21 protein-coding genes are annotated in these 24,572 nt (G+C 40.4%); 7 read left to right on the forward strand and 14 right to left on the reverse strand.

Features of this window, described 5'->3' with window-relative positions; all coding sequences use genetic code 11:
* The first annotated feature begins 279 nt into the window (after window positions 1-279).
* The gene (locus tag N7E81_RS16205) at window positions 280-1,152 is read left to right on the forward strand and encodes a sigma-70 family RNA polymerase sigma factor (protein WP_263050643.1); all 873 of its coding nucleotides are present in this window, start codon (window positions 280-282) and stop codon (window positions 1,150-1,152) included.
* Window positions 1,153-1,410: 258 nt separating this feature from the next.
* Here N7E81_RS16205 and N7E81_RS16210 read toward each other — a convergent pair whose 3' ends face one another.
* From N7E81_RS16210 to N7E81_RS16220, 3 genes are all read right to left on the reverse strand, one after another.
* The gene (locus N7E81_RS16210) at window positions 1,411-2,616 is read right to left on the reverse strand and encodes a sensor histidine kinase (RefSeq protein ID WP_263050644.1); all 1,206 of its coding nucleotides are present in this window, start codon (window positions 2,614-2,616) and stop codon (window positions 1,411-1,413) included.
* 161 nt (window positions 2,617-2,777) lie between these two features.
* Complete coding sequence (locus tag N7E81_RS16215) at window positions 2,778-4,601, reverse strand: LysM peptidoglycan-binding domain-containing protein (RefSeq protein WP_263050645.1); 1,824 nt, start codon at window positions 4,599-4,601, stop codon at window positions 2,778-2,780.
* Window positions 4,598-5,239, reverse strand: coding sequence for an O-methyltransferase (locus tag N7E81_RS16220; protein ID WP_263050646.1), 642 nt, complete (start codon window positions 5,237-5,239; stop codon window positions 4,598-4,600). Before N7E81_RS16220 ends, N7E81_RS16215 begins: the two co-directional genes overlap by 4 nt.
* Before the next feature lie 135 nt (window positions 5,240-5,374).
* Here N7E81_RS16220 and N7E81_RS16225 point away from each other — a divergent pair, with 135 nt between their 5' ends.
* From N7E81_RS16225 to N7E81_RS16240, 4 genes are all read left to right on the forward strand, one after another.
* Window positions 5,375-6,007 (forward strand): deoxynucleoside kinase, encoded by a 633-nt coding sequence (locus N7E81_RS16225; RefSeq protein WP_263050647.1) that lies wholly within the window; start codon window positions 5,375-5,377, stop codon window positions 6,005-6,007.
* A 103-nt stretch (window positions 6,008-6,110) separates the two neighbouring features.
* Entirely contained in the window at window positions 6,111-8,129 is a 2,019-nt protein-coding gene (locus tag N7E81_RS16230) for a dipeptidyl peptidase 3 (protein WP_263050648.1), read from the forward strand.
* A 75-nt stretch (window positions 8,130-8,204) separates the two neighbouring features.
* On the forward strand, window positions 8,205-8,798 hold the full coding sequence (locus N7E81_RS16235; protein ID WP_263050649.1) for a TetR/AcrR family transcriptional regulator: 594 nt from the start codon (window positions 8,205-8,207) through the stop codon (window positions 8,796-8,798).
* Window positions 8,799-8,927: 129 nt separating this feature from the next.
* Window positions 8,928-9,326, forward strand: a complete 399-nt coding sequence (locus tag N7E81_RS16240) for a hypothetical protein (protein ID WP_263050650.1) — start codon at window positions 8,928-8,930, stop codon at window positions 9,324-9,326.
* Between the two features lie 56 nt (window positions 9,327-9,382).
* Here the strand turns inward: N7E81_RS16240 and N7E81_RS16245 are convergent, their stop codons facing one another.
* Window positions 9,383-9,868 (reverse strand): hypothetical protein, encoded by a 486-nt coding sequence (locus N7E81_RS16245; protein ID WP_263050651.1) that lies wholly within the window; start codon window positions 9,866-9,868, stop codon window positions 9,383-9,385.
* Window positions 9,869-10,010: 142 nt separating this feature from the next.
* On the opposite strand from N7E81_RS16245, the gene N7E81_RS16250 reads away from it, so the two are divergent.
* Window positions 10,011-12,437 carry an ABC transporter permease gene (locus N7E81_RS16250; protein WP_263050652.1) on the forward strand — a complete coding sequence of 809 codons (2,427 nt, stop codon included), beginning with the start codon at window positions 10,011-10,013 and terminating at the stop codon, window positions 12,435-12,437.
* 216 nt (window positions 12,438-12,653) lie between these two features.
* Window positions 12,654-13,220 (forward strand): carbonic anhydrase, encoded by a 567-nt coding sequence (locus N7E81_RS16255; protein WP_263050653.1) that lies wholly within the window; start codon window positions 12,654-12,656, stop codon window positions 13,218-13,220.
* 75 nt (window positions 13,221-13,295) lie between these two features.
* On the opposite strand, the gene N7E81_RS16260 is transcribed toward N7E81_RS16255, so the two are convergent.
* From N7E81_RS16260 to N7E81_RS16305, 10 genes are all read right to left on the reverse strand, one after another.
* The gene (locus tag N7E81_RS16260; RefSeq protein WP_263050654.1) at window positions 13,296-13,733 is read right to left on the reverse strand and encodes an outer membrane insertion C- signal; all 438 of its coding nucleotides are present in this window, start codon (window positions 13,731-13,733) and stop codon (window positions 13,296-13,298) included.
* 162 nt (window positions 13,734-13,895) lie between these two features.
* Window positions 13,896-15,422 carry a peptide MFS transporter gene (locus N7E81_RS16265; RefSeq protein ID WP_263050655.1) on the reverse strand — a complete coding sequence of 509 codons (1,527 nt, stop codon included), beginning with the start codon at window positions 15,420-15,422 and terminating at the stop codon, window positions 13,896-13,898.
* A 176-nt stretch (window positions 15,423-15,598) separates the two neighbouring features.
* On the reverse strand, window positions 15,599-17,362 hold the full coding sequence (locus tag N7E81_RS16270) for a peptide MFS transporter (RefSeq protein WP_263050656.1): 1,764 nt from the start codon (window positions 17,360-17,362) through the stop codon (window positions 15,599-15,601).
* 515 nt (window positions 17,363-17,877) lie between these two features.
* The gene (gene trpA, locus N7E81_RS16275; RefSeq protein WP_263050657.1) at window positions 17,878-18,648 is read right to left on the reverse strand and encodes a tryptophan synthase subunit alpha; all 771 of its coding nucleotides are present in this window, start codon (window positions 18,646-18,648) and stop codon (window positions 17,878-17,880) included.
* A gap of 36 nt (window positions 18,649-18,684) precedes the next feature.
* On the reverse strand, window positions 18,685-19,866 hold the full coding sequence (gene trpB, locus N7E81_RS16280; RefSeq protein WP_263050658.1) for a tryptophan synthase subunit beta: 1,182 nt from the start codon (window positions 19,864-19,866) through the stop codon (window positions 18,685-18,687).
* 7 nt (window positions 19,867-19,873) lie between these two features.
* Window positions 19,874-20,485: a phosphoribosylanthranilate isomerase gene (locus N7E81_RS16285; RefSeq protein WP_263050659.1), complete on the reverse strand. Its 612-nt coding sequence runs from the start codon at window positions 20,483-20,485 to the stop codon at window positions 19,874-19,876.
* The gene (gene trpC / locus N7E81_RS16290) at window positions 20,482-21,276 is read right to left on the reverse strand and encodes an indole-3-glycerol phosphate synthase TrpC (RefSeq protein ID WP_263050660.1); all 795 of its coding nucleotides are present in this window, start codon (window positions 21,274-21,276) and stop codon (window positions 20,482-20,484) included. The genes N7E81_RS16285 and trpC overlap by 4 nt, the downstream gene beginning before the upstream one ends.
* Before the next feature lie 3 nt (window positions 21,277-21,279).
* Window positions 21,280-22,293, reverse strand: coding sequence for an anthranilate phosphoribosyltransferase (gene trpD, locus N7E81_RS16295; RefSeq protein ID WP_263050661.1), 1,014 nt, complete (start codon window positions 22,291-22,293; stop codon window positions 21,280-21,282).
* Window positions 22,294-22,297: 4 nt separating this feature from the next.
* The gene (locus N7E81_RS16300; RefSeq protein ID WP_263050662.1) at window positions 22,298-22,864 is read right to left on the reverse strand and encodes an anthranilate synthase component II; all 567 of its coding nucleotides are present in this window, start codon (window positions 22,862-22,864) and stop codon (window positions 22,298-22,300) included.
* A complete protein-coding gene (locus tag N7E81_RS16305; protein ID WP_263050663.1) occupies window positions 22,864-24,300 on the reverse strand; it encodes an anthranilate synthase component I family protein in 1,437 nt (478 codons plus the stop codon). Before N7E81_RS16305 ends, N7E81_RS16300 begins: the two co-directional genes overlap by 1 nt.
* Window positions 24,301-24,572: the final 272 nt, after the last annotated feature.

A 24,572-nucleotide genomic window follows, 5' to 3' on the forward strand; every position in this document is an offset into this window, starting at 1 on the left:
GTTGAATATTAGACGAACTCTTATATTACCATAAATTCCATCAATTCGCAAGTAAATTCCTTATAAAATACAATTCCGATAGGATTATTGCATTAACTTTTGTAGTTTGACACAAGGTCATGAGTCTGGCACTCAGATTGCAATGGGAACTTTATCTTAAAGAGATGCATTAATTATATCAGAATAGTTAATCTCTTATTAGAAATAAACCGTATAAAATATTAAATTTGCGCGCTCGTTATTAGCGGGTATTGCCCTAATTAAAGGAAAAAAAATCATATGAGACAGCTTAAGATCACACAATCGATTACTAACAGACGTGAAAGTCATACGCTTGAGAAGTATTTTACTGAAGTTAGTAGTGTGCCAATGATTACTCCTGATGAGGAGGTAGAGTTAGCACAAAGAATTAAACAAGGAGATGATCTTGCTCTTGAAAAATTAGTAAAAGCAAACTTGAGGTTCGTAGTGTCAGTAGCTAAGCAATATCAAAACAGAAGCTTACCTTTGAATGACCTGATCAACGAAGGAAACTTAGGTCTGATCAAAGCAGCTAAGAAATTTGACGAAACGAAAGGATTTAAGTTTATTTCATACGCCGTATGGTGGATTCGTCAATCAATCATGCAAGCACTAGCTGAGCAATCCAGAATTGTAAGATTGCCAATGAACAAGTCTGGTGCAATCAATCAAATCAGAAGAGCTTATGCTGAACTAGAACAAAAATTCGAAAGAGAGCCTACTGAAGAAGAATTGGCTGAAATTTTGGATATGAAGCCTAGTGAAGTAAGAAACACACTCGGTGCGGAAGTGAAGCAAATGTCTATGGACGCTCCTTTCGGTGAAGACGAGTCTGGTTCGTTGCTTGATGTATTAGAAAACAAAACGACTGTACCTACAGATGGACAGATGGTATTCAACGATTCGTTGAAAGTAGAAACCATCAGAGCTTTGTCTACTTTGACAGCTAGAGAAAGAGAAGTCGTAAGAATGAGCTTTGGCATTGGATCTGACAACCCCTTCACCCTAGAGGAGATTGGCGACATTATGGGCTTAACAAGAGAACGTGTAAGACAAATCAGAGAAAAGGCACTACAAAAATTAAGAGAGCCATCTAAAAATCAGCGATTGAAAGAGTTCTGCGCTAGCTAATTAGCTATTGCTAAGTTTAAAATATTAGAAGTCCCGCCTACAGCGGGATTTTTTTGTCTCCACATTTTTACGTCACCCCTTCTCAAGTAAAAAACAAATGATCCTCAGGCAAGCCCACGACGCATTAACTTTCTAATCGGTTAATTACTTCGACCCGAAGGTTGGGAAATTAAACCCAATGGGCTATCGCCCTGCGATTAAAGCCGTGAAAATACTCGTATATCTCATCTAAGGCTCATGAAGCCTCAAAGCAAACCTCTAGAACTGGTTTGTAGTATAAAAAGTAAAAGTGGTGCCTTCTTTCTCTTTAGAGGTCACTTTAATTGATCCTCCTAAACTTTCTACTAGTTTTTTAACTGTAGCCAGTCCGATACCTGTACCCAGTTCTCCTCTTCGATCTTTCATTCCTGATACAGCAAACAGATCAAAGGCACGAGCAATAAATTTTTCAGGCATGCCGTCACCATTATCAGACACAATAAAAGTATTAAGCTCTTCTTTTCCCACAATGGAGATATGTACTTTACGTTCAGCTTTAGTATTGTACTTCAACCCATTCACAATTAGATTCAGCATTATTTGCATAATAGCAGCTCGGTTAACAGCAATGGTATCCACATTACTTTCGTAGGTTAAGTTAGAAGCGGATTTAGTGATGGTGATCTCTTTCAAATCAGTCATCAGGTCTGCTACACTTACTTTTTCACTTTTGTGATGAAGTAATTCTTCGCTATGGTAAAATTCCAAAATACCATCAACATACCGACGTAGCTGATTGGAAGACGAACGCAAATGCACCAAATAGCTTTGGGCGTCTTCCGTCAGCTTACCTTTGCTCTCTCCTTCCAGCAAATCCGTTAGTGAGCTAATATTAGCTAAAGGAGACTTAAGGTCGTGAGAGACTGTAGCTGCAAACTTTTTCAACTCCATATTCCTACCAATCAACTGCTCCTGTAGTCGCATCAGTTGGAGATTTTTGTATCGCTGATCAAACAAATTGATCACCTGCTTCGACATGGCTTTCATGGCTTTGAGCTGATCAGCATTGAGTTTTCTAGGCTTATGATCGTAGACACAAAGCGTCCCCAGCTTGAACCCAGAAGGGTCTACTAAAGGCACCCCCGCATAAAAAACAGCCTGCATCTCCGTTACTAGCGGATTATCTACAAATCGTTTATCCTGTCGAGCATCTTCTATAATGGTGATGTCTTCAACGGCATTGATGGCATGCCCACAAAAAGAAATAGAGCGAGGAGACTCGCTAACGTCTACACCATGATGCGACTTAAGAAAGTTTCTGTCATGGTCGAGCAAAGTAATTAAAGAAATAGGTGTCTGACAGATATAAGCCATCAACGAGGTGATATTGTCATAGCTTTCTTCAGGGATAGTATCTAAGAGTTGGTATTTTTCTACGGCCTTTTGCCTAAATTTTTCATTACTGGGTAGTTCGGGTTCGATCATTCGCTGGTTGTTATCGGTTTTAGCGACCAGAAGCCCATTCTTCTTTCCGCTTAGCTAAATATAACTAAATATACGAACAAGCCAACGGCTATGGATTTCATTCATCATGCAGAAATCAGTAGTCCCTGCAAAGATTAGAAATAACGTCCAAACCCCATTCACTATCTCACCCTCAACCGCTCTCCTATATCCAGATTGAGATTATCTTTTTGATTCATATCCAAAATCTGCTGAATTGAAACACCATATTTTTTAGAAATTCCATACAACGTTTCTCCAGGCTCCACTATATGGAAATTGACTTCTGATTTGTCTGGTTTTTGGGTATTTTCTTTTACTGTACCATGTACGATTAACTTTTGTCCTAATTTAAGAGAGGTATCATACAGATTATTCCATTCTACTAGGTCTTCTACCGACACGCCCATGCTTTTGGCAATACCGTACAGTGTTTCCCCTTTTGCCACTACATGACTGGTAATTTCCATAGGTTCATCCAATTCAGACACGGTCTCTATCACTTCATCTATTTGTTCAGTTACTGTTTCTGCTATTTCATCACTAGCCTCTTTCACTTCCTTTTGTGCTTCCTTTTGTGCTTCCTTTATCGGTGGTATTGGGACGACTGCTACAGGAGCTGTTTTTTTCACAGGAACGGCTTCATCCACTTGCATTTTTGGCAATTCCCTATATTCTATTGGCATATTTGCAGGGCGCTTTTTGTGCAGCCACAGCACTCGCCCAGGCTTAATCTCATCGATGGTAGCCATGCGATTGAGTTTAGCCAATTTCACTAATTTGATCCCAAACTTCTGAGAGACATCCCACAGGGTTTCCTTAGGCTGTACGGTATAAAAATAGATCTTAGCCCTATTTCTTTTCGATCGAGTATAATAAATTTCTCCCTCTTTGATGATTGAATTCATATTGAGGTCATTGTATTTGGCAAACCGCTCCGGTGTGAGATTGGCTTTTTTAGCCAAGGCATTGATACCATCTCCTCTTTTAGCCAAAATAGATGGCAAACCATTGATTTTAATATAGATCGTTCCTGAGATATTCAGATCCTTATCTATAGTAGGGTATATCTTCACAGCGATCAACCCATCATTACCACCTTCTTCACCCTTTTGCTGAGGCACTGTCCGATCTGTCCTTATTTTCGGTGCTTTGCCCCTCACTGGCAGCATCACTGAATAGGGCTTTTCGTCTGGTACTTTATTGGCCTTTAGCCATTTATTGTATTTAACTAGCTCTTCTTGATCTACTTTGGTTTCTTTGGCTATAGACGAAAGCGTTTTCCCTTTCCCATTTCTATATTCTACCAAGCTCAGCCCTTCCGTACTAGGCCCTCCAGTAATACCTTCATAGGCTATTTTGTGTGCCAAAAACCGAATCACATACCAATGCGTCTTACCATCCAGCGTCATGTGCTTCTTTCCAAAATTGCCTTTATCTACATACTTGCCTGCTCCACCTCGACCCGTCATGTGCGCCAAAATGGTATATACCCAATTGTCGAAATAGAAGTTATGTCTTTTGAAATATTTGGCAGCACCGTGTGTGGAAGCCACAATATTGAGACGTTCGTCTACACTACGATCGATCCTGAGACCTACTTCCCTCCCAGTAAAATCCTTGAACTGCCAAAATCCCACAGCATTAGACGACGAGACCGCATCTGAAATCAAAGCACTCTCTTGGAGAGCCAAAAATTTGAAATCAGAAGGAATACCCTCTTCTTTAAAAACCTGCTCTATGATAGGAAAATAGATACGAGCCCGATCCGCCTTAATCTCCATAAACCTGGGACTCTTTGTGAGAGCATCTACATCTTTTTGAATGTTTCTTCGGGCACCTTCAGATATTTTGAGTTTCATGTCTCCGAGTGTGATCTCGGACGGTACTCGTACTCGCCTCACATCATCGTCTGCATAGATCGCCGTTGAAAAGAGGCAAACAAATAAAAACAAATAGTTTTTCATAATACACGTAAAATCATCAACCCATCTCTGACTGCCAGCAATACATTTTCTACACGCGTATCTTCATGAACTTTCTTGTTAAACTCTATCAAAGCTAAAGTGTCTTTGTCGTTAGACTTAGGTGTGGTAGTAACTTTTCCACTCCACAAAATATTGTCCGCAATGATAAAACCTCCTGCATTCATTTTAGGAAGTATCAATTCATAGTAGTTGAGGTAATTAACTTTATCCGCATCGATAAATACCAGGTCAAACCCTTTCTCTATCGTAGGTATCAAATCCATGGCATTGCCTATCAGGTATTTCAATTGGTCCGCATACGGCGAGACCTGAAAATACCCCTCAACAATAGGCTCCAATTCCTCATTAACATCTATTGTAATAAGCTCCCCATCACCCTGTAACCCTTCCGCCATGCACAACGCCGAATACCCTGTATAAGTGCCTATCTCAAGAATGCGATGAGGCCTGATCATATGTGAAAGCATAGACAAAATTCGCCCTTGTACATGACCCGATAGCATCCGAGGCCTAAGTACATTCACATGAGTTTCTCTATCTATTTTTTCCAACAGGTCATTGGCTGCAGCGGTGTGCCTTGCCGAATAGTCCTGAATGTCTTTTTGTATAAAATCCAATCTACTTCGCTGATCTGAGGTTCAATTTTGATTCAAAAATATATACAAATTGGTAGATCTAAAGGGCTGAAAGAATTTATCCACTTTCCAATTTTGATCCTTAGATTTCTCCACCCACCCATTACCTTTGCTCACATGGCTATTCATCCCAAACACATTGCTGTATCTGGCAACATAGGAGCTGGAAAAACCACGCTCACCGAGATGCTTGCTAAACATTATGGTTGGCAAGCCGAATTCGAAGACGTAGATGACAATCCCTACCTGTCTGACTTCTACAGCGACATGAGCCAGTGGGCTTTTCACTTACAAGTCTATTTTCTAAATAGTCGTTTTGAGCAGGTAAATAAAGTAAGAGCGGGTGAGCATACGGTGATTCAAGACCGAACCATTTATGAAGATGCTTATATTTTCGCCAAGAGCTTACATCATCAGGGCTATTTCAACGACCGCGATTACAATAACTATCTCTCCCTTTTTGAATCTATGATTCAATTTGTAAAGGCACCTGACCTACTCATCTATCTCAAATCCGACATTGATAAACTGGTCAGGAATATAGAAAAGCGTGGCCGAACATATGAAAGTGCCATTAGGATAGACTACCTACAAGGACTAAATACCCATTACAATGATTGGATCTCATCCTATAAAGAAGGTCGACTGCTCGTGATAGATGTAAACCCTCTCGATTTTGTAAACAACCCTGATGACTTTGCATCCATTGTATCAAAAATCGATGTAGAGTTGCATGGACTATTCAGCTAATCATCAACCCATAGCCCCACTCCTCAAAATTTGATGGTATGAATTCCGTTGCGAATCGTATATTGCGAAAATCAATAACAATAAAAACAGACCCATTATAGACATGAGAAAAAAGTTAGCTTATTTATTATTAATCCCGTTGGCGTGGGCATGTACCCCTTCCGCCAAAGAAGAACAAACTACAGAAGAAACAGACAACTTTGTATGGCAAACCGAACAGTTTGCAGATCTCAAAATGATTCGCTACCAAGTACCCGGTTTCGACAAACTCAGTTTAGATCAAAAAAAACTAGTTTATTACCTCACACAAGCTGGCCTGTCAGGTCGAGATATTATCTGGGATCAAAATTACCGTCATAACTTGACTATTCGTACGGCACTGGAAAATATCGTTCGTAATTACACAGGAGATAAAAACAGCGATGAATGGAAGCATTTTTTGGTCTATACCAAAAGAGTTTGGTTTTCTAATGGTATTCACCACCATTATTCAATGGCCAAAATAGAACCAGAATTTGGACAGGAATATTTCCAAAGTCTATTATCGGCCACAAACACGACTTTAGACGAAGAGATTATTCAGGTTATTTTTGATCCAGTGATCGACAACAAAAAAGTGAACCTCAACCCAGAAAAAGGGCTTTTGACTGGGTCGGCTACCAACTTTTATGATGCTGATATAACTGCCGAAGAAGTGGATGCTTTCTATGCACAGATTACAGACAAAAATGCAGAAGAGCCCATCTCTTATGGGTTAAACTCGAAACTGATCCGTGATGAAAATGGGCAATTGCGAGAAGAAATATGGAAATCTGGCGGCATGTATGGATCTGCGATTGATCAAATCATCAGTTGGTTAGAAAAAGCCACAACTGTAGCCGAAAACGACGCACAGAAAAAAGGCTTTGAGCTATTGATCGAGTATTACAAAACAGGTTCCCTCAAAACATGGGACGATTACAATGTAGTCTGGGCAGCAGCAACAGCTGGCGACATCGATTATATTAATGGTTTTGTGGAGGTTTACAACGACCCCAAGGGCTATAGAGGGTCTTACGAATCCATCATTCAAATCAATGATTTTGATGCCTCAGCACGCATGAAAGTATTGTCTGAAAATGCCCAATGGTTTGAAGATAACTCTCCTATCATGGATGAGCACAAAAAAGAAAATGTAGTAGGTGTAAGCTACAAAGTAGTAAACGTAGCGGGCGAAGCAGGCGATGCCTCCCCATCTACTCCGATTGGGGTAAACCTACCTAACGCCAACTGGATCAGAGCCAAGCATGGCTCTAAGTCGGTAAGCTTAGGTAATATCATAGATGCATATGACAAAGGAGGTTCTTCTGGCCTCACAGCCGAATTTTCATATAACGAAGCTGAACTAGAAAGGGCAAAAAAACACGGTGAAATAGGTGACAAAATGCACACTGCTTTGCACGAAGTGATCGGTCATGCTTCTGGAAGAATCAACCCAGGTGTAGGCACTCCAAAAGAAACCTTGAAAAACTACGCTTCTACGATAGAAGAAGGCAGAGCAGATTTGGTAGGCTTGTATTTTTTGATGGACAACAAACTAGTAGAACTAGGTCTGATCGAAAGCCTAGAAGTAGGCAAGGAAGAATACGATGGTTATATCAGAAACGGTATGATGTCGCAACTTAGAAGATTGAAACTAGGAGAAGACATCGAAGAAGCCCACATGAGAAATCGAGCATGGGTATCTGCCTGGGCGTATGAGCAAGGTCAGGCAGACAACGTAATCGAAAGAAAACAAAAAGAGGGCAATACCTATTTTGTGATCAACGACTATCAAAAACTAAGAGAAATCTTTGGTAGATTGTTGCGCGAAACACAGCGCATGAAATCTGAAGGCGACTATGAGGCCGCTAAAGCACTCGTAGAAGGCTACGGAGTAAAAGTAGACCCTGAGTTGCATCAGGAAGTACTAAACAGAACAGCCAAACTCAAAGGGGCTCCATATGGAGGGTTTATCAATCCCGAGCTCGTGCCAATAATGGATGAATCTGGCAACATCACAGACATTACTGTGACCTACCCTGATGATTTTGCCAAGCAGATGCTAGGTTATAGTGAAAAATATGCGTTCCTGACGAAATAAAATACCAATGTAGCCCCCCTAAATAGGATCTATTTCAGGGGGTCTACATTTATTTAAATAATATAGAATAGCCAAATGGCAGATAAGAAAGAGCAAATACTAGACGCAGCCAAACAACTTTTTGATAGACAAGGCTATGCCAAAACAAGTGTAGATGACATCTCTCAGGCCGTGGGCATGCGCAAGTCTTCTCTCTACTATTATTTTAAAAACAAAGAAGACCTTTTCATGTGCTCATTTCGAAATGACTGGCATGAAAAGTTCAAAATCTTCGAAGCCGAAGCCAACAAGGAAAACACCCCCACTCGTAAAATACTGACCTACATTACCCAGTCGCTCAACTACTACGAAAAGGTGGTCATTCACCACAAAATCCCTGTCAAATCCCTAATAGAAACCAGAAATCTGTACCGATCATTCATCAATAAAATAAATAGAGGAGGGATTGAATTTTATATTGAAGCCATCAACGAAGGCATAGAAAACGGTGACTTCAAAGCATGCGAAGTAAACAAAGTAGCCGAATCCCTATTCTTGATAAAATTTTCCATTCAGTACGACCAACTCAGCATGTTTATACATACCTACCCTACAGAAGCCGATTGGACGCATATTCGAGAGCAAATTCTTTTTGCCATCAGCCTAGTCTTAGACGGTATCCGACGGTAGCGGTTAATCTTTTTCGAACAAAACAACATTTTGTTCGAATCATCGTTTAGATTTGTAATTATCCCTTTCTGGGATTTTATTTTGATTGAAATTCGAACGTTTAACCCATTTGTTCTAAACATCTAAATCATGAAAAAAATACTACTTCTTCTCACTATAGTGGCATGGTCTTCTATCGTGACAATTGCACAAGAAATTCCTAAGAAGGAATTTACCATTTCGGTGTCCGACAACGACCTAGCGGTAAAGCCAGGTGAAACCAAAAAATACGAAGTGACTTTAAACAGATCAAAGTCTTACAAAAAAACGACTATTGATCTTGTGATTGATTCTACCCTGCCTGATGGTGTGACCGTAGCATTCGAGAATGGTGCAGACTCTATGATCAATCGTATAATGGTGATATCTGTAGCAGATAATGTAGAGCCATTCAACAAAGCCATTATCCTAAAAGGTAAATCACTAAGAGCGAGCAAAGGTGTCATGCTAAACCTCAGCACCAACACTGAAGCCTATACCGCCAACTAAAATATCATTATTGTTTTGTTAAGTATGAAGAGACAGCCAACTTAAGGCTGTCTCTTTCATTTATAAGCGTTTCTTATTTTATCCAAACTCTCCTGATAGTCATACTGCAAGTCTTCGTGCATGGTGGATAGCGCTTTTTCGATCTTCCTGACTTGATTATCCAATAGGTTCATCATGACTTTGCTATCACTAAGGTTAAGATCAAGATCGATCAAAGACTGGCAGAAAAATATCAGAACCTCCACTTCGGTCTGTTTAATCCCAGAAAATCTAATTTGCTTAGTAGCCAACCTCAACACCTTGCGAATGGTTTTTTTAGCTAGATACATACTCGATGCGTTGACCGTTTCAAAAGCTTCGGTGATATCACTTTTTACTTGTTCAATATAGAAAGATTCATTCCCTGCCTCCAATAGCATATAATGCAACAATTCCTTATTGTCTTTTTTATACTTGGCCAGCCTTAAGCAAATTTCTAACAGTTTCTCTTCAGGCAAATACTTGAGTTCCTTTTTGATTTCGCTCAATGAAGCTGTGTACATAGTCAATCGTATTGTTGATGTAATAAATTCTAGTTTCTTACGTCTAACCATGCAACCATTAGATACGCAAAGGCATCTTACTTTGAAATTGCAGTGACCTTGCAATTTCAATAAGAAAACTCAAATCAAAAAACTCAAACTCATGCTTAAAAATTTTTATCTCACGGCTATCAGAAATATGCTCAAGCACAAAAGCTATTTTCTGATCAATATCTGCGGTTTGGCTATTGGTATTGCCAGTTTCATTTTCATAGCGCTCTACATTATTAATGAAATGAGTTATGATAAATTTCATAGCCAATCGAAAAACATACACCGCGTACATGTAAAAGGTCAAATGATGGGTCAAACCATGGACATGGCCGTAACTGCCACGCCTATGGCTCAAGCACTGATAAGCGAATACCCAGAAGTTTCAAAAGTGACTAGAGTCAAAGAAAGCGGAGCATGGTTTATCGGAAGAGATAATAAAAAATTCAATGAAGATGGCGTACTGTTTGCCGATTCTACATTTTTCGATGTTTTCGATTTTAAATTTCTGTCTGGAAACAAAAAAACAGCACTGATTCACCCCAGGTCGGTCGTACTGACAGCGTCCTACGCCAAAAAATATTTTGGCAATGAAGACCCTATAGGACAAAAACTCACCGTAGAACAAGATTCTATTTTCTATACCGTAACAGGCGTGATGGAAGACGTGCCTGACCATTCACACATACAATTTGATATGATGGGCTCTCTGAGCACCTATCCCCATTGGCTCAATAACCAGCAATGGGTCAGCCACAATAATTATACTTATGTGGTTTTGCATGAAAATGCAAACATCTCCGCACTAGAAGACAAATTGCAAGCCTTGGTTTACAAATATGTAGGTCCTCAGGTAGAACAATACCTCGGCACCACGATGGATGCTTGGGAAAGTGCAGGCAATTCTTTCGGATACTACCTGATGCCGCTCGAAGACATATATCTCTACTCTAATGTAGATGAAGAGCTCGAGGCAAATAGCGACATCTCCTACATCTATATTTATTCACTAATAGCTATTATATTACTTTTTATAGCCATTATCAATTTTGTGAATTTGGCTACCGCCCAATCCTCTTCTCGGGCAAAAGAAGTAGGCATTAGAAAAGTAGTAGGCTCTAGCAAGCAGCGCCTCATCGGCCAATTCATCTTCGAATCTATTGTGATTTCAAGCTTTGCTACCATAGTAGCTGGACTTTTGGTATTTTTCCTTACGCCTGCATTTACCCAACTGATAGGAAAAGAAATTGCCTATCAGCTGACCAGTAGCCTTTGGAGCTTCTTTTGGCTTGGATGTCTCGCTATACTCATTGGGGTATTGGCTGGCTTCTACCCTGCCTTTATCCTTGCGGCCTACCAGCCTGTAGATGTGCTCAAAGGCACTATGAGCGCTGGAGCCAAAGCTAGCTGGATGCGAAATCTACTAGTGGTTATTCAATTTACGGCAGCCATCATCATCATCATAGGCACGGTAGTGGTTTACAACCAAATCGACTTTATGCTCAACAAAAACTTGGGGTTCAACAAAGAACAAATCGTGGTCATCAGGCGGTCAGATGTATTAAGAAACAATTTAGAAACTTTCAAAAACGACCTCTTGCAAAATCCGAACATCAAAGAAGTAGCCAACGCCATGTCGCTGCCTGGCAAAGATCGGTATAACAACAATGCACATATGACTGAGGAAAGTCCCGATTCTCCTTATTTACTGTATGAAAACCATGTCAGTTTTGGCTATGCGGAGCTGATGAATTTGGAATTGGTCGAGGGTAGGTTTTTCTCCAAAGATCATCCGTCGGACTCTAGTGGCGTCATCATCAATGAATCGGCTGTAAAAACCATAGGCTACACAGACCCTATTGGAAAGAAATTTCTAAACCCAGATGATGATGGCCCAGGCAAACCAATGACCATCATAGGCGTAGTGAAAGATTATCACATAGAATCTCTACATAAGCGCATAGAGCCGACCATGCTGAGACTGATGGCTGGCAATTGGGAAGGCTACGTCACGGTAAAACTAAGCAACACACACAATGTCCGAGAGACAATACAATTTATTGAAAACACATGGTTTGATCATTCGTATAACAAACCCTTTCAGTATTTTTTCTTTGACGACGACTATGCTAATCTCTACAACTCTGAATCTACTACTGGACAAGTTTTCGTAGTGTTTGCCAGTCTATCTATCTTTATTGCATGCTTGGGACTCATTGGTTTAGTGACCTACACTGCAGCTATCAGAAAGAAGGAAATAGGCATCAGAAAAGTACTCGGAGCTAGTACGAGTACTTTGATCAAACTGCTATCTAATGAGATTGTCAAACTAATCGTAATCTCTACGCTGATCGCTTGGCCTCTGGCCTATTTGGCTACGGACTACTGGTTACAAAATTTCGCAGACCGTCTATCAATCAGTCCTTGGATATATCTAGGATCTACTTTCATTGTGGTTTTTATTGGCAGTCTAGCCATTAGCTTCCAAACGATCAAAGCCTCTAGAAGTAATCCTGTAGATTCTTTGAGACAGGATTAAAACCTACTACAGATAAGTTTATCTCAAAAGAGACAAACAACCTCTTAGTATTTTTAGATAGAAAAAATTGCGGAAAATACGGATTGAACTTGTCCTTGTTGAGGAGGCATCTTTGTTAAGTAATGATTAAAACTCCAGTTATCCTTTGAGTATAGACGCTGGCGATTTATTTTCATTTAAAATTACAATTGTCATTTTTCAAAAAACATTAAAAATATGAACTGGAAAGAAGCACTGCAACGACTCAAAGACGGAAACGAGCGTTTCGTAGGCACTAAGCCCTCTACCCCTGCACAGGATCAAACAACAATCAAAGGCTTGGCGAATGGACAAGCACCTTACGCCATCATACTATCCTGTGCTGATAGTCGAGTAGCGCCAGAGCTTGCATTTGATACTGGTCTGGGTGAGGTATTTGTAATAAGAGTAGCTGGAAACGTAGCCAACACTTCATCTATAGCAAGTATAGAATATGCTGTAGCACACTTAGGCACCAAGCTGATTGTAGTAATGGGACACCAGAGCTGTGGTGCAGTAGGTGCTGCCATACAAGGCGGCGACGCAGGACCAAATCTCAATAAGCTTGTGAGTTATATCCAACCTGCCGTAGAAAAACTAGGGAAAGATGCTCCTGTAGGAGATATCGTAAAAGAAAATGCAAACATCGCTGCTGGCACGCTAACTGCCAAGTCTGACATTATAGCCAATGCAGTGGCTAGCGATGGGGTGAAAATAGTAACAGGCTACTATCACTTAGACACAGGCTCTGTAGACTTCGAATAACAAATCTGCTATATAATAAAAAAAGGTTCGTTAGATACTCTAACGAACCTTTTTTTATTATTTCTTTTGGTTGGTTTATTTGCCAAATACGTATCTAGCATTAAATCCAAAGCTACTCCCGTTAAAATCAGTATCGTCGATGATCCAGAAAGTAGGTCTCCAATCAAGCCCTAAAGCCAAAGGAAAATCAAAGTGATATTCCAATCCTACTTCACCACTTACTCCTAACCATACAGGGTCACCTAAGTACAAAGAAGGTCCTGCTCCTACATACCAATCCAACCCTTGCACGTCACCTAAAGGTCTATACAAAAAGTCGTATAGCACTTCAATTCCTACATCGTTTCCAAAGCTCACATCAGCATGTAATCTACTGAATTCGCCTAATGAAAAAATACCATCGATAGCCACGTCGTTACCTAGAACGTCACCAAACCTGATACCCAATTCCTGCGCACTAGCAGCAGACATAGAAGCAATAAAAATTGCCGATAAAACTATTAATTTCTTCATGTTAAGATATTTTAAAGATTAAGTAATTGAAGCCGCAAAAAAGCCTCGCTTCATTGAATAATACAACAACTTAAGGAATAAGTTTATATTAAAAATAGTGATTTCTACACTTTCATCAAGAGATTACTCAAAGTAATGCTGAAAATCCCCCTATTAACAATGCTAATGCACTTCGTGCATGAGTCTCTTTAGAAATGGCGCAAGTACCAAGGCCACTACTCCTAGTCCTAATCCAAATAATCCGATCTTTTCAAATCCCTCGATATATATTTGAAGAGAATCCATCCCTGATGCCTCAGACATATCCTTAGTATTGATCGCCATACTACGACCAATCCATCCACCAATGTTAAAAGCATAGGCTACAGCCAAAAACCAAATCCCCATCATAAAACCTACTAGTCGTTTAGGTGTTAATTCTGTAATCTTAGACAAGCCTACTGGCGACATATTCAGCTCCCCCACTACAAAAAGGAAGTAAGCAGCTACCAAAAAGAAAAAAGGCACACGCCCTCCTTCGTCCGCAAATGCTCCACTAAGTGACAACACATAAAACCCAGTGCCTATCAATATTAAACCAAATGCAAATTTGAACGGTGTTCTTGGGTTCAGATTCCTGCGCTGCATTGCAATCCACAATGCTGAAAAAGGTATAGCCAGCAACACAACAAATATGGCGGTGATGCCATTAGTACCTGCTGCGGTAAACATGACAAGGTTTACATTTCGATCGGCAAACAGGGTTAGCAAGCTACCTGTCAATTCATAAAAAGCCCAAAATACAGTCATCAAAAGCGTCATATACAACACCATAACTAGCTGCTGTCTTTCTTTGCCAGAGATCTGAGTAAACATCCATAGCAGATAACCTGCAACACCTAGCACTAGAATATTGAATATAAATGATACAATCGTACCTTCAAACATCACTTCTCCAAAGGCAGTGAGAGCGATCTCTCCAAATTGAATTAAAAAAGCAATAACTGGAACTATAAGCACTGCCGCTATTGGCACCATGTGCTTTTTCTTTATGCCAAATACTTTTTCATTAAGAGTTCCTTCTGATGGTGGCAATCCATGATCTCCGAACACGCCTGCCTTATTGCCCTGCCAAAACACAACCAAGCCAGTAAGCATCCCGATACCAGCAGCACCAAAACCATAATGCCATCCATAAGTAACCCCTAACCATCCACAAAGAATAGGCGCCACGGCTGCTCCTACATTAATACCCATATAAAATATGGTGAAACCCGAATCTCTTCTTACGTCGCCTTTTTCATAAAGCGTACCCACAAATGACGATATATTGGGTTTAAAAAAGCCATTACCTACAATCAACAATGCCAATGCCGTGTAAAAGAAAATAGGATGTTCTATAGCCAAAACGAAATGGCCTAACGTAAAAAACACAGCACCCAACATCACCGATCTTCTAAACCCTAATAAACGATCTGCCAACACACCACCAATAGCAGGCGTGGCGTAGACAAGCATGCCATACGAGGCATAAATACCAAATGCAATGGTATCGCGTTCAGCATAGGCACTAAACATCTCATTGACCATGTATAACGTAAGTAGCGCACGCATGCCGTAAAAACTAAATCGTTCCCACAGCTCGGCGAAAAATAGATAAAACAGGCCTTTGGGATGACCAAATAATTCGGGTTGTTGTTTTGCTTCCATATCTTAAATTAAAAATTTATCGAATATAAGAAGAATGGCTTACATGATTTGAATTCATGATGTCATTGGCTCATTTACCATTTGAGTGGGGAAATTGAACAAAAAAATCCTCTCAACCTGACAGTATTACTGACCGATTAAGAGGATCTATATATTTTATTAAAAGCGTTTTACTCTTATTTCACGCCATGCATGCCTTTTTTCATGAGTGGCGTCAGTACAAAAAGCACAAGACTAATAGCCACACCTACCCACATGAGTGATGAGAAAAAATCTGCATAGACAGTACTTGCTGCAGCTACATCGGTCACTATTCCTCCTTCTGTGTCGATCGCCGCAAACTTAGCTAACTGTGCTGCTACTAGTTCCGAGTAAGCAGTAGCCAAAAACCATACACCCATCATAAACCCTACAACCTTAGGTACGGACAACTTAGTCACTGCCGATAATCCAACAGGAGATAAACATAACTCTCCTGTGGTATGTAATAGATAGGCCAATACGATCCATATATAAGCCACTTTGCCAGATGCATCTGGCATGGTAGCTCCCAGCACGAGTGCACCAAACCCTAAACCTGCTTGAAGGATACCCAGCCCGAATTTCAAAGGCGTACCTGGTTCCATTTTGTTTCTACTAAGAAATGTCCACAACCAAGCAAACAAAGGGGCAAGCAGGAAGATAAACATTGCGTTGAGCGAACCTGTTTGTACTGCTGTCACTTCCCACCGCACAGGCAAGCCTGCAGCAGACTCTGCCACGGCTCCTGCAAATAGAATGGTATCGATCCCTAAATAGATCAAAACACCCGAAATGGCAACAAAAATACTTCCTGTGATTTTTCTCTCAGAATCATTCATTGTACTGAATTTCGTCCTTCCTAAAAACACCACCAAAATAGGAATAGCGATCAAAGCTACCGCCATTAAATACAGTCCAAGTGTTTCGCCTGGCAAGTAGATAGTATCTATCAATACTCTATCTACTACTCTATCTGCATACAATGTCATAGAAGCAGCACTCTGCTCAAACAAAGCCCAAAACACTACGGTAAATAAAGTTAGAGAAGCCAGTACCGTCATGCGGCCACGCTCCACCCTATCACATTCTTTAAACAAAAACCATATTAACCAAACCAATACACCAAATGCCATCGCATTGAGTGTGTTGTGTACGATGGCATTAGATTGTACAAGAAACCAAATCACTGGTACAGAAATCAATGAACCCACATAAATAGTTACTTCCTTGTTTAGCCCAAGGAAACCATTCTCTTTCAAAACCTCTGGTTTTTCGGGCTCTGCATGTCCATGCAAAAAGCGCTGTCCCCACAAGAAAACAACAAGGCCAAACAACATACCAATACCAGCTAGACCAAAGCCATATCCCCAGCCATAATTTTCACCTAAATACCCACAAAGTAAAGTGGCAGTAAACGAACCTAAGTTGATCCCCATGTAAAAAATAGTGAAACCAGAGTCTCTTCTTTTGTCGCCTACCTCATAAAGTTTTCCTACAATAGTTGAAATATTTGGCTTCAAAAAACCTACACCAACAATAATTAGTGCAAGTGATAAATAGAAAATATTTAAGGCAAAATCATCTTGTACCCTTATCCCATCTATCATGGTCGCTTGATCCCCTTCGAATGCCAGACCGAGATGCCCAAAGCAAAGCATAATCCCTCCGAATATCACTGCCTTTCGCATACCCAAATACCTATCTGCAAGCATGCCTCCAATCACTGGCAAAGCATAGACCAAACCAGCATAAGCACCTAACACATCGAGACTACCGCCATCTGTGAAAAGATGATATTTAGTAAGGTAAAGTAGTAGTAAAAATTTCATTCCGTAGAATGAAAACCGCTCCCACATTTCTGTAAGGAAACAAATATAAAGTCCCTTGGGGTGTCCAAAAATTTCTTGTTCTTCTCTCATTTTCCTGTTTAGAATTCTAGTTCAAATCTCCTACTACCAACCACACTTTCATCTCCTACTTTCATGCTTTAAAATGAAACATCATTCACCGCTCATCCATACAGAAGTCTCTAGAAAAGTACCACTAGAGTTAGCTAAAAACAAACGAAGTGAACAGGAAAGGTTAATCAATTTTGGGTGTTGTTTGGTCTTGTACGAAACACCAAAATAAAAAGAATAATCCTAAAACAAATAGAAGCACTGTTTTATTCAGACCTGATATATAGAAAGCATCAGGCCTTGACCTAGGAATCAAAAACAGAACAGAAATAAAAGACAAGCGTGAAAGAGCACTTTTGACATTCCAAGAATCACCAATCAGGGTAAGAAAAGTGAATTAACAAACTCCTCCCACCCATCAAGCCTCCATTCAATTATTAATTCATCTAACACCTAATATATAAACATATAAACACACTGAATTATAAGTATTTATAAGTGAATTTTTAGACAAGACTAAAATCAAAAAAAGCTCATTAATTAAACTGTTTCATGAATTTTTCAATATTAGTCATCACATCATCAGATGCTGCAATTGCCTTTACAAAAGCACTCCCGATAATCCCCCCTTTCGAGTACCTGCATACTTGATCAAAAGACATTTTGTCTTTGATACCAAATCCCGTAATCAAAAAATTCCTTAAGCTCATAGCCTCCAGTCGTTTGGCGAAATGCTCAAAATCAGAGGTGAACTTTTTGTTTTCACCTGTGGTGCTAGACGAAGATACCATGTAGATAAATCCGTCCGTATTTTCATCCACTAATCGAATTCTTTCGTCCGTTGAAGCTGGTGTCACCAATATGATATTTCGCAACCCATTCTCTTCTACCATAGACTTATAATGCTCAATATATTCTTCGACTGGAAGGTCTGGGATAATCAACCCATCAACATCTATTTCCTTGCATTTCTTACAGAAATTTTCAAAGCCATATTGCATGATTGGGTTCAGCGAACTCATCATAATCAATGGAACATCTACCGACTTCCTTATGTCTTTCAATTGCTCAAAAAGCAATTTGACAGTCATCCCATTTTCGATAGCTACTGTATTGCTATGTTGGATCGTAGGACCATCCGCTACTGGGTCTGAAAACGGCACACCAATTTCCAATAAATCAGCACCTGAATCTACTACTTTCTTAATGATATCAGTCGTGTCATTAAGGTTAGGATAGCCAGCCGTAAAGTAGATAGATAAGAGATTATCTTTCTTTTCTAATAAGTTATTTATTCTATTTTCCATCTTAGAAATTAATTCAAAGTAAGTGTTAGTAAAAAATTACAACGACTGAAGATACGTCTCCAAATCCTTATCTCCTCTACCCGACAGATTCACCACAATGGTCTCTCCTGATTTGACCTGGATCTTATCTAAAGCAGCCAAAGCATGAGCGGATTCTACTGCAGGAATAATGCCCTCAAGCAGACAGAGTTCCTTCCCTGCAGCTAAGGCATCAGCGTCTGTAATAGCTTCATACTTTACTCTACCTGATTCGAACCAGTGCGCCAGCGCAGGTCCAATCCCAGGGTAATCCAAGCCCGCAGAAATCGAATGAGGCTCCACTACCTGCCCATCATCAGTTTGCATAAAAAGAGTTTTGCTACCGTGTAAAATCCCACTCTTTCCTTTGAATGTCGCTGCTGCTGTAAAGCCAGAATCCAAGCCCTTGCCTGCCGCTTCCGCCGCGATCAATTCCACTTGTTCCTCCTTGATAAAATGAAAAAATGCACCCGAGGCATTGCTCCCACCACCTACACAAGCGATCACTCGATCCGGAAACTCTGTCCCCGTAGCTTTTAGCAATTGCTTTCTAATTTCTTCGCTGATCACGGACTGAAATCTCGCCACCATATCCGGATAAGGGTGTGGCCCTACCACAGACCCAATAATGTAATGCGTATCGAACGGATTGCTAATCCAGTAGCGCATAGCCTCGTTGGTCGCATCTTTGAGCGTCTTGCTACCTGATGACACAGGCACTACGGTAGCGCCCAACATCTTCATCCGACCAACATTTGGTGCCTGACGAGCTACATCTACTTCTCCCATAAATACCACACACTCTATTCCCATTAGCGCACAAGCCGTAGCAGTAGCCACACCATGCTGACCAGCACCTGTCTCTGCAATAATCTTCTTCTTACCCAATTTCTTAGCTAAGATGATTTGACCCAGTGCATTATTGATTTTGTGAGAGCCTGTATGGTTCAGATCTTCCCTTTTTAGGTAAATATTGGCTCCATACTTCTCAGACAGCCTAGTGGCTAAATAAAGCGGCGAAGGACGCCCCACATAGTCAGAGAGTAGTTTTTCAAACTCTTCCTTAAACTCCGTACTGGCCATGATTTGCTCGTACTGCTCGCGCAGTTCGGTCACATTGGCCTGCATCATCTCTGGGATAAATGCACCTCCAAAACTACCGAAATAGCCCCTTTCGTCTGGTATCAACTTGGTTTCCATCTATTTTTTATTTCTTCAATTCTTCAATAAATACTTTTAATTTTTGCTCATCCTTTTCGCCTGGAGCCAATTCAAATCGACTATTTATGTCCACTGCAAAAAGTTGAGGATGTCGAATAGCTCTAATACTTTCCACATCCTTTGGTCCAATGCCACCACTCAAGACAAACGGCTTTTCTAGCTTGTACTGATCCAAAACTGACCAATCAAACTGAGCACCGTTTCCACCATACGCTTTGCCTTTGGTGTCAAACAAAAAACAATCAATATGCGGTTCGTAATCCTCTAACCCGTCAGGCAACTGATCCTTGAGCGCAAATGCTTTGAATAGTTTATAGCCTTTCGTTTTCAATGTTTGGCAAAACTCAGGAGACTCATCTCCGTGCAACTGGATATAATCAAGTCCATACATCCTAGCCAACGTCTCTATTTGCGCTATACTTTCATTAACAAACACCCCTACTTTCTGTTTTTGGGTATCTATACCATTCAGCAATTCTCCTTCATTGAAATTTCGACCGGATTTATCATAAAAAATAAAACCAATGAAATCCACCGCTGAATTACTCAGAAAAGTAAGGTTGCTTTGGGTTCGAATGCCGCAGACTTTGATTTTCATCCTTTGGCCATCTGAGTAGTCATAAATTTCTTCAACTCTGCTGCAGGGTCTTCGTGCTTCATAAACTGCTCCCCGATCAAGAAGCCTTTGTAACCCTCTGCCGCGAGAATATCCATTTCTTTGGTAGACGAAATTCCACTTTCTGAGATCTTGAGTTGATCTTTAGGTAGAATCTTTGCGAGATCAATAGAATTTTGAATAGTCGTCTTAAATCGCTTTAAATCTCGGTTGTTTACACCTAATATATCTACAGCCTCATAATAACCCTCTTGATACTCCTCTTCGTTGTGAATTTCCAAAAGCACCTCCAAACCAAGTTGATGTGCCAAATCTGTAAACCTTACAATCTCTTCTTTAGTCAAAATAGCTGCAATCAAAAGCATTAAATCTGCCCCTATCGCCTTGGTTTTATAAATCTGATATTCATCAATAATGAAATCCTTGCGCAACACTGGACACGACATGTGTTTTCTAGCGCGCTGCAAATCTTCAATACTTCCTCCGAAATAATCTCTATCCGTAAGAATGGAAATAGCCGATGCACCAGCTTCACAATAGCCCCTAGCTACTTCAGTCACCTCTGCACGATCATTGATAATCCCCTTGGACGGAGACTGCCGTTTAAACTCAGATATAATACCATAAGGAGCTGCCTGCTCCAGGTTTTGCACAGTAGAAAAACACTTTCGATCGAAATAGCTTGATTTGATGATGTTATCAATAGCTACTAGTGACTTCTGATAAGCCACTTCTTCCTTTTTGGTCTGAACTATTTTTTCTAGTACATTCATGACTTATGTGATTGGAATTTGAGTTTTACTCGGATTTAAAAATGTCTTGAAGGATTTGTAAGCAGCACCAGAAGCAATAGACTCACGAGCCATCTCCACCCCCTCTTTGATAGTTGATAGCCCCTTACCTATCGTAAGTGCCAAACCTGCATTGGCCAGCACTACCTCGGTTTGTGCGAGAGTAGCTTCCCCCTTGAGTACATTCAAAAATATCTGCGCAGACGCCTCAATACTATCCCCACCACTAATTTGATCTTGTGTGACCTGCATCAACCCAATCTGCTCAGGACGATAAACTGTTTCGGCTTGATTGGTAATCACTTTAAAAGCTCCTGTGAGGGAAATTTCGTCATACCCATCCAAAGCATGTACGATGGCACAATCACGATTTTCGCTCTGATGCAAATATTGGTACAAACGAGCCAATTCTAGGCTATACACACCTACGAGCTGTTTCTCTGGGCGACTAGGGTTCGATTGTGGCCCCAGCATATTGAAGAATGTTTTCAAACTTAGATCACGCCTAACAGGTGCTACATTTTTCATCGCAGGATGAAACAGCGGCGCATGCAAAAAGCAGATTCCAGACTCGTCCATGCTTTGCTTAAGCTCACCCTCATTGGCCGTAAATTCATAGCCCAAATGCACCAACAAATTAGAAGACCCACACATAGACGATACGCCATTATTACCATGCTTCGCTACATTTTGGCCTGCACCTGCCACCACAAAACATGAAGTAGTTGAAATATTGAATGTATCCTTGCCGTCACCACCCGTACCACACATATCCATGGCATCGTAGCCTTGCAAATCTATCGGCGTACAAAGCTCCAACATCGCTTCTTTGAAGCCTGCCAACTCATGTGTGCGAATACTGCGCATCAAATAAACAGTCATAAAAGCTGCCATTTGGCTTTCATTGCAATGTCCATTAGCTAACTGCACAAGAGAATCTTTTGCCTCCTGCTGCGTCAGTATGTAATTATTCGTTAGTTTTTGAAGTATCTCTTTCATTTCGTTAACCTTTGATCCAGTTTTCCATGAGTTTAATGCCGTGCTCGGTCAAAATAGATTCTGGATGAAACTGCACCCCTCGCACATGATATTCTTTGTGCGCTACCGCCATCACCTCTCCTTTATCATCCACAGCTGTTACTTGCAGATCACCTACCTGCTTGGGATCTATTGCCCAACTGTGATATCTACATACTTTAAAGTTTTCAGGCATGTCACTGAAAATCAAATCAGGTTGTTGCACTTTCACATTGGTAGCAATACCATGCAACACAGTAGGCAAATTGTAGAGTTTTCCACCAAAAACCTCCCCTATGGCCTGATGCCCCAAGCAAACACCAAAAATAGACTTATCTTTTGCGTAGGTTTTGATTACATCCAACAAGATCCCACTTTCTGATGGCAAGCCTGGCCCTGGTGAAAGCAGTATCTTATCATATTTAGCTACGTCTTTCAAACTGATTTCGTCATTTCTAAAGACATCCATGCTTTCATCCCCTTCCAATTCACGCAAGATGTGCACCAAATTGTAGGTAAAGGAATCGTAATTATCTAAAACTAAAGTCTTCATTATTTCTGTGCTTCTAATTTTTGATTGATACTATCTGCTTTTTTGATGGCCGACTGTAGCGCACCAACTTTATTGTATACTTCTTGCACTTCGCTATCTGGATTAGATTTGGCCACTACTCCTGCTCCTGCTCGAAAATGCAATTTATTGTCTTGACTAAGGAAAGAGCGTATAAGAATAGCATGATTAAAATTGCCATGAAAATCCATCAAACCAATCATACCTCCATAATAACCTCGCTGTGTCGATTCATACTCATCGATCAGCTGCATCGCCCGATGCTTAGGCGCACCAGACAGCGTACCCGCAGGAAAAGTGTCCGCAGCCAAGTCTATAGCTGATTTACCATCCTTCAAAAACGTGGTCACTTTGGACACCAAGTGGATCACATGAGAGAAAAATTGAATTTCTTTAAACTTCTCTACCGTTACCCGGTCTCCTGACTTGCTCAAATCATTTCGAGCCAAATCCACGAGCATCACATGTTCAGAGGTCTCTTTTTCATCTTCCGACAAAGCCTTGGCAGCTACAGCATCTTGCTCATCGTCTCCAGTACGACGATACGTACCTGCTATAGGAAAAATAGCCGCATGTCCGTCGTTAACCTCTAACTGTGCTTCTGGAGAAGAACCGAAAATTTTAAAAGAGCCAAAATCAAAGTAAAACAAGTAAGGGGAAGGATTGATGCTACGCAACGCACGATAGAGTAAAAATTCATCGCCTTTAAACTCCGTACTAAAACTACGGGAAAGCACCATCTGAAAAGTATCACCACGCTGACAGTGCTCTATAGCTCTGACCACACTAGCTCTATACTCTGCATCTGTCATATTAGACTCCACCACGCCATTGGATTGAAATGAGTACTCGGGCGTGTTATTAGAGGAGATTAGCATTTCCACAGCATCCAGACTAAGTTCTTGACTTTCGTCTTTCAGCGCATTGTGTGTAATGAAAATTTTATTAGAAAAGTGATCAAATGCAATCACATATTCAAAAAAGAAGTATTGCATAAGCGGCACCTCAAACTCCTTGATTTTGGCCTGATCAAAGGTGATATTTTCAAAAAGTTGAACGCCCTCATAAGCAGTAAACCCAAACAAACCAGCTTTGGTATAGCCTTCTTTTTCTACTCGCTCTGCCGAAAAAGTCTCAATAAAATCATGAAACTCTTTAATGGCTTCTACATCTCCCAAATCACTCATTACTGATTTCTGATCTGGCAATTGACTAATTACTTGACCTTTGTCCACTTTAAATTCAGCCAGAGGAGAAAACGCAATGTATGAAATGCTATTCTCCTTAGCATGGTAGTCCGAACTTTCGAGTAAAAACGAATTAGGGTATCGGTCCCTGATTTTCAGGTAAATACTCACTGGTGTAAGTATATCTCCTAGAATCTCTCGTGTCTTAGAATAAATTTTAATTTCTTTCATGTCGATTTTTGGCAAAAAAAAAGCCCCGATGACCGGGGCTTTTGTTATCTATATTTTTCAATACATACTAGTTCCGATCACATTTCGCTTGCAAAATGCTCCACCACCAGTTTGTATTGTTGTTTATCATTTTCATGACTGCAATAATATTTCAGGAATCAAATAGAACCAAAATTATATTCGAATTTTTAAAAATTATTTTTACTCGACACAGGCATTGGTAATTTTAATATTTCAAAAATTCAATTAATTTGAATATTAGAAACAAATTA

Source organism: Reichenbachiella carrageenanivorans, from assembly GCF_025639805.1.
Classification (GTDB): Bacteria; Bacteroidota; Bacteroidia; order Cytophagales; family Cyclobacteriaceae; genus Reichenbachiella; species Reichenbachiella carrageenanivorans.

What these genes read in the sequence shown, in the direction of transcription:
- N7E81_RS16205 (WP_263050643.1), top strand. Translation starts at nt 280, where the DNA reads ATGAGACAGCTTAAGATCACACAATCGATTACTAACAGACGTGAAAGT.
- N7E81_RS16210 (WP_263050644.1), bottom strand. Translation starts at nt 2,616, where the DNA reads ATGATCGAACCCGAACTACCCAGTAATGAAAAATTTAGGCAAAAGGCC.
- N7E81_RS16215 (WP_263050645.1), bottom strand. Translation starts at nt 4,601, where the DNA reads ATGAAAAACTATTTGTTTTTATTTGTTTGCCTCTTTTCAACGGCGATC.
- N7E81_RS16225 (WP_263050647.1), top strand. Translation starts at nt 5,375, where the DNA reads ATGGCTATTCATCCCAAACACATTGCTGTATCTGGCAACATAGGAGCT.
- N7E81_RS16230 (WP_263050648.1), top strand. Translation starts at nt 6,111, where the DNA reads ATGAGAAAAAAGTTAGCTTATTTATTATTAATCCCGTTGGCGTGGGCA.
- N7E81_RS16235 (WP_263050649.1), top strand. Translation starts at nt 8,205, where the DNA reads ATGGCAGATAAGAAAGAGCAAATACTAGACGCAGCCAAACAACTTTTT.
- N7E81_RS16240 (WP_263050650.1), top strand. Translation starts at nt 8,928, where the DNA reads ATGAAAAAAATACTACTTCTTCTCACTATAGTGGCATGGTCTTCTATC.
- N7E81_RS16245 (WP_263050651.1), bottom strand. Translation starts at nt 9,868, where the DNA reads ATGTACACAGCTTCATTGAGCGAAATCAAAAAGGAACTCAAGTATTTG.
- N7E81_RS16250 (WP_263050652.1), top strand. Translation starts at nt 10,011, where the DNA reads ATGCTTAAAAATTTTTATCTCACGGCTATCAGAAATATGCTCAAGCAC.
- N7E81_RS16255 (WP_263050653.1), top strand. Translation starts at nt 12,654, where the DNA reads ATGAACTGGAAAGAAGCACTGCAACGACTCAAAGACGGAAACGAGCGT.
- N7E81_RS16260 (WP_263050654.1), bottom strand. Translation starts at nt 13,733, where the DNA reads ATGAAGAAATTAATAGTTTTATCGGCAATTTTTATTGCTTCTATGTCT.
- N7E81_RS16265 (WP_263050655.1), bottom strand. Translation starts at nt 15,422, where the DNA reads ATGGAAGCAAAACAACAACCCGAATTATTTGGTCATCCCAAAGGCCTG.
- N7E81_RS16270 (WP_263050656.1), bottom strand. Translation starts at nt 17,362, where the DNA reads ATGAGAGAAGAACAAGAAATTTTTGGACACCCCAAGGGACTTTATATT.
- trpA (WP_263050657.1), bottom strand. Translation starts at nt 18,648, where the DNA reads ATGGAAAATAGAATAAATAACTTATTAGAAAAGAAAGATAATCTCTTA.
- trpB (WP_263050658.1), bottom strand. Translation starts at nt 19,866, where the DNA reads ATGGAAACCAAGTTGATACCAGACGAAAGGGGCTATTTCGGTAGTTTT.
- N7E81_RS16285 (WP_263050659.1), bottom strand. Translation starts at nt 20,485, where the DNA reads ATGAAAATCAAAGTCTGCGGCATTCGAACCCAAAGCAACCTTACTTTT.
- trpC (WP_263050660.1), bottom strand. Translation starts at nt 21,276, where the DNA reads ATGAATGTACTAGAAAAAATAGTTCAGACCAAAAAGGAAGAAGTGGCT.
- trpD (WP_263050661.1), bottom strand. Translation starts at nt 22,293, where the DNA reads ATGAAAGAGATACTTCAAAAACTAACGAATAATTACATACTGACGCAG.
- N7E81_RS16300 (WP_263050662.1), bottom strand. Translation starts at nt 22,864, where the DNA reads ATGAAGACTTTAGTTTTAGATAATTACGATTCCTTTACCTACAATTTG.
- N7E81_RS16305 (WP_263050663.1), bottom strand. Translation starts at nt 24,300, where the DNA reads ATGAAAGAAATTAAAATTTATTCTAAGACACGAGAGATTCTAGGAGAT.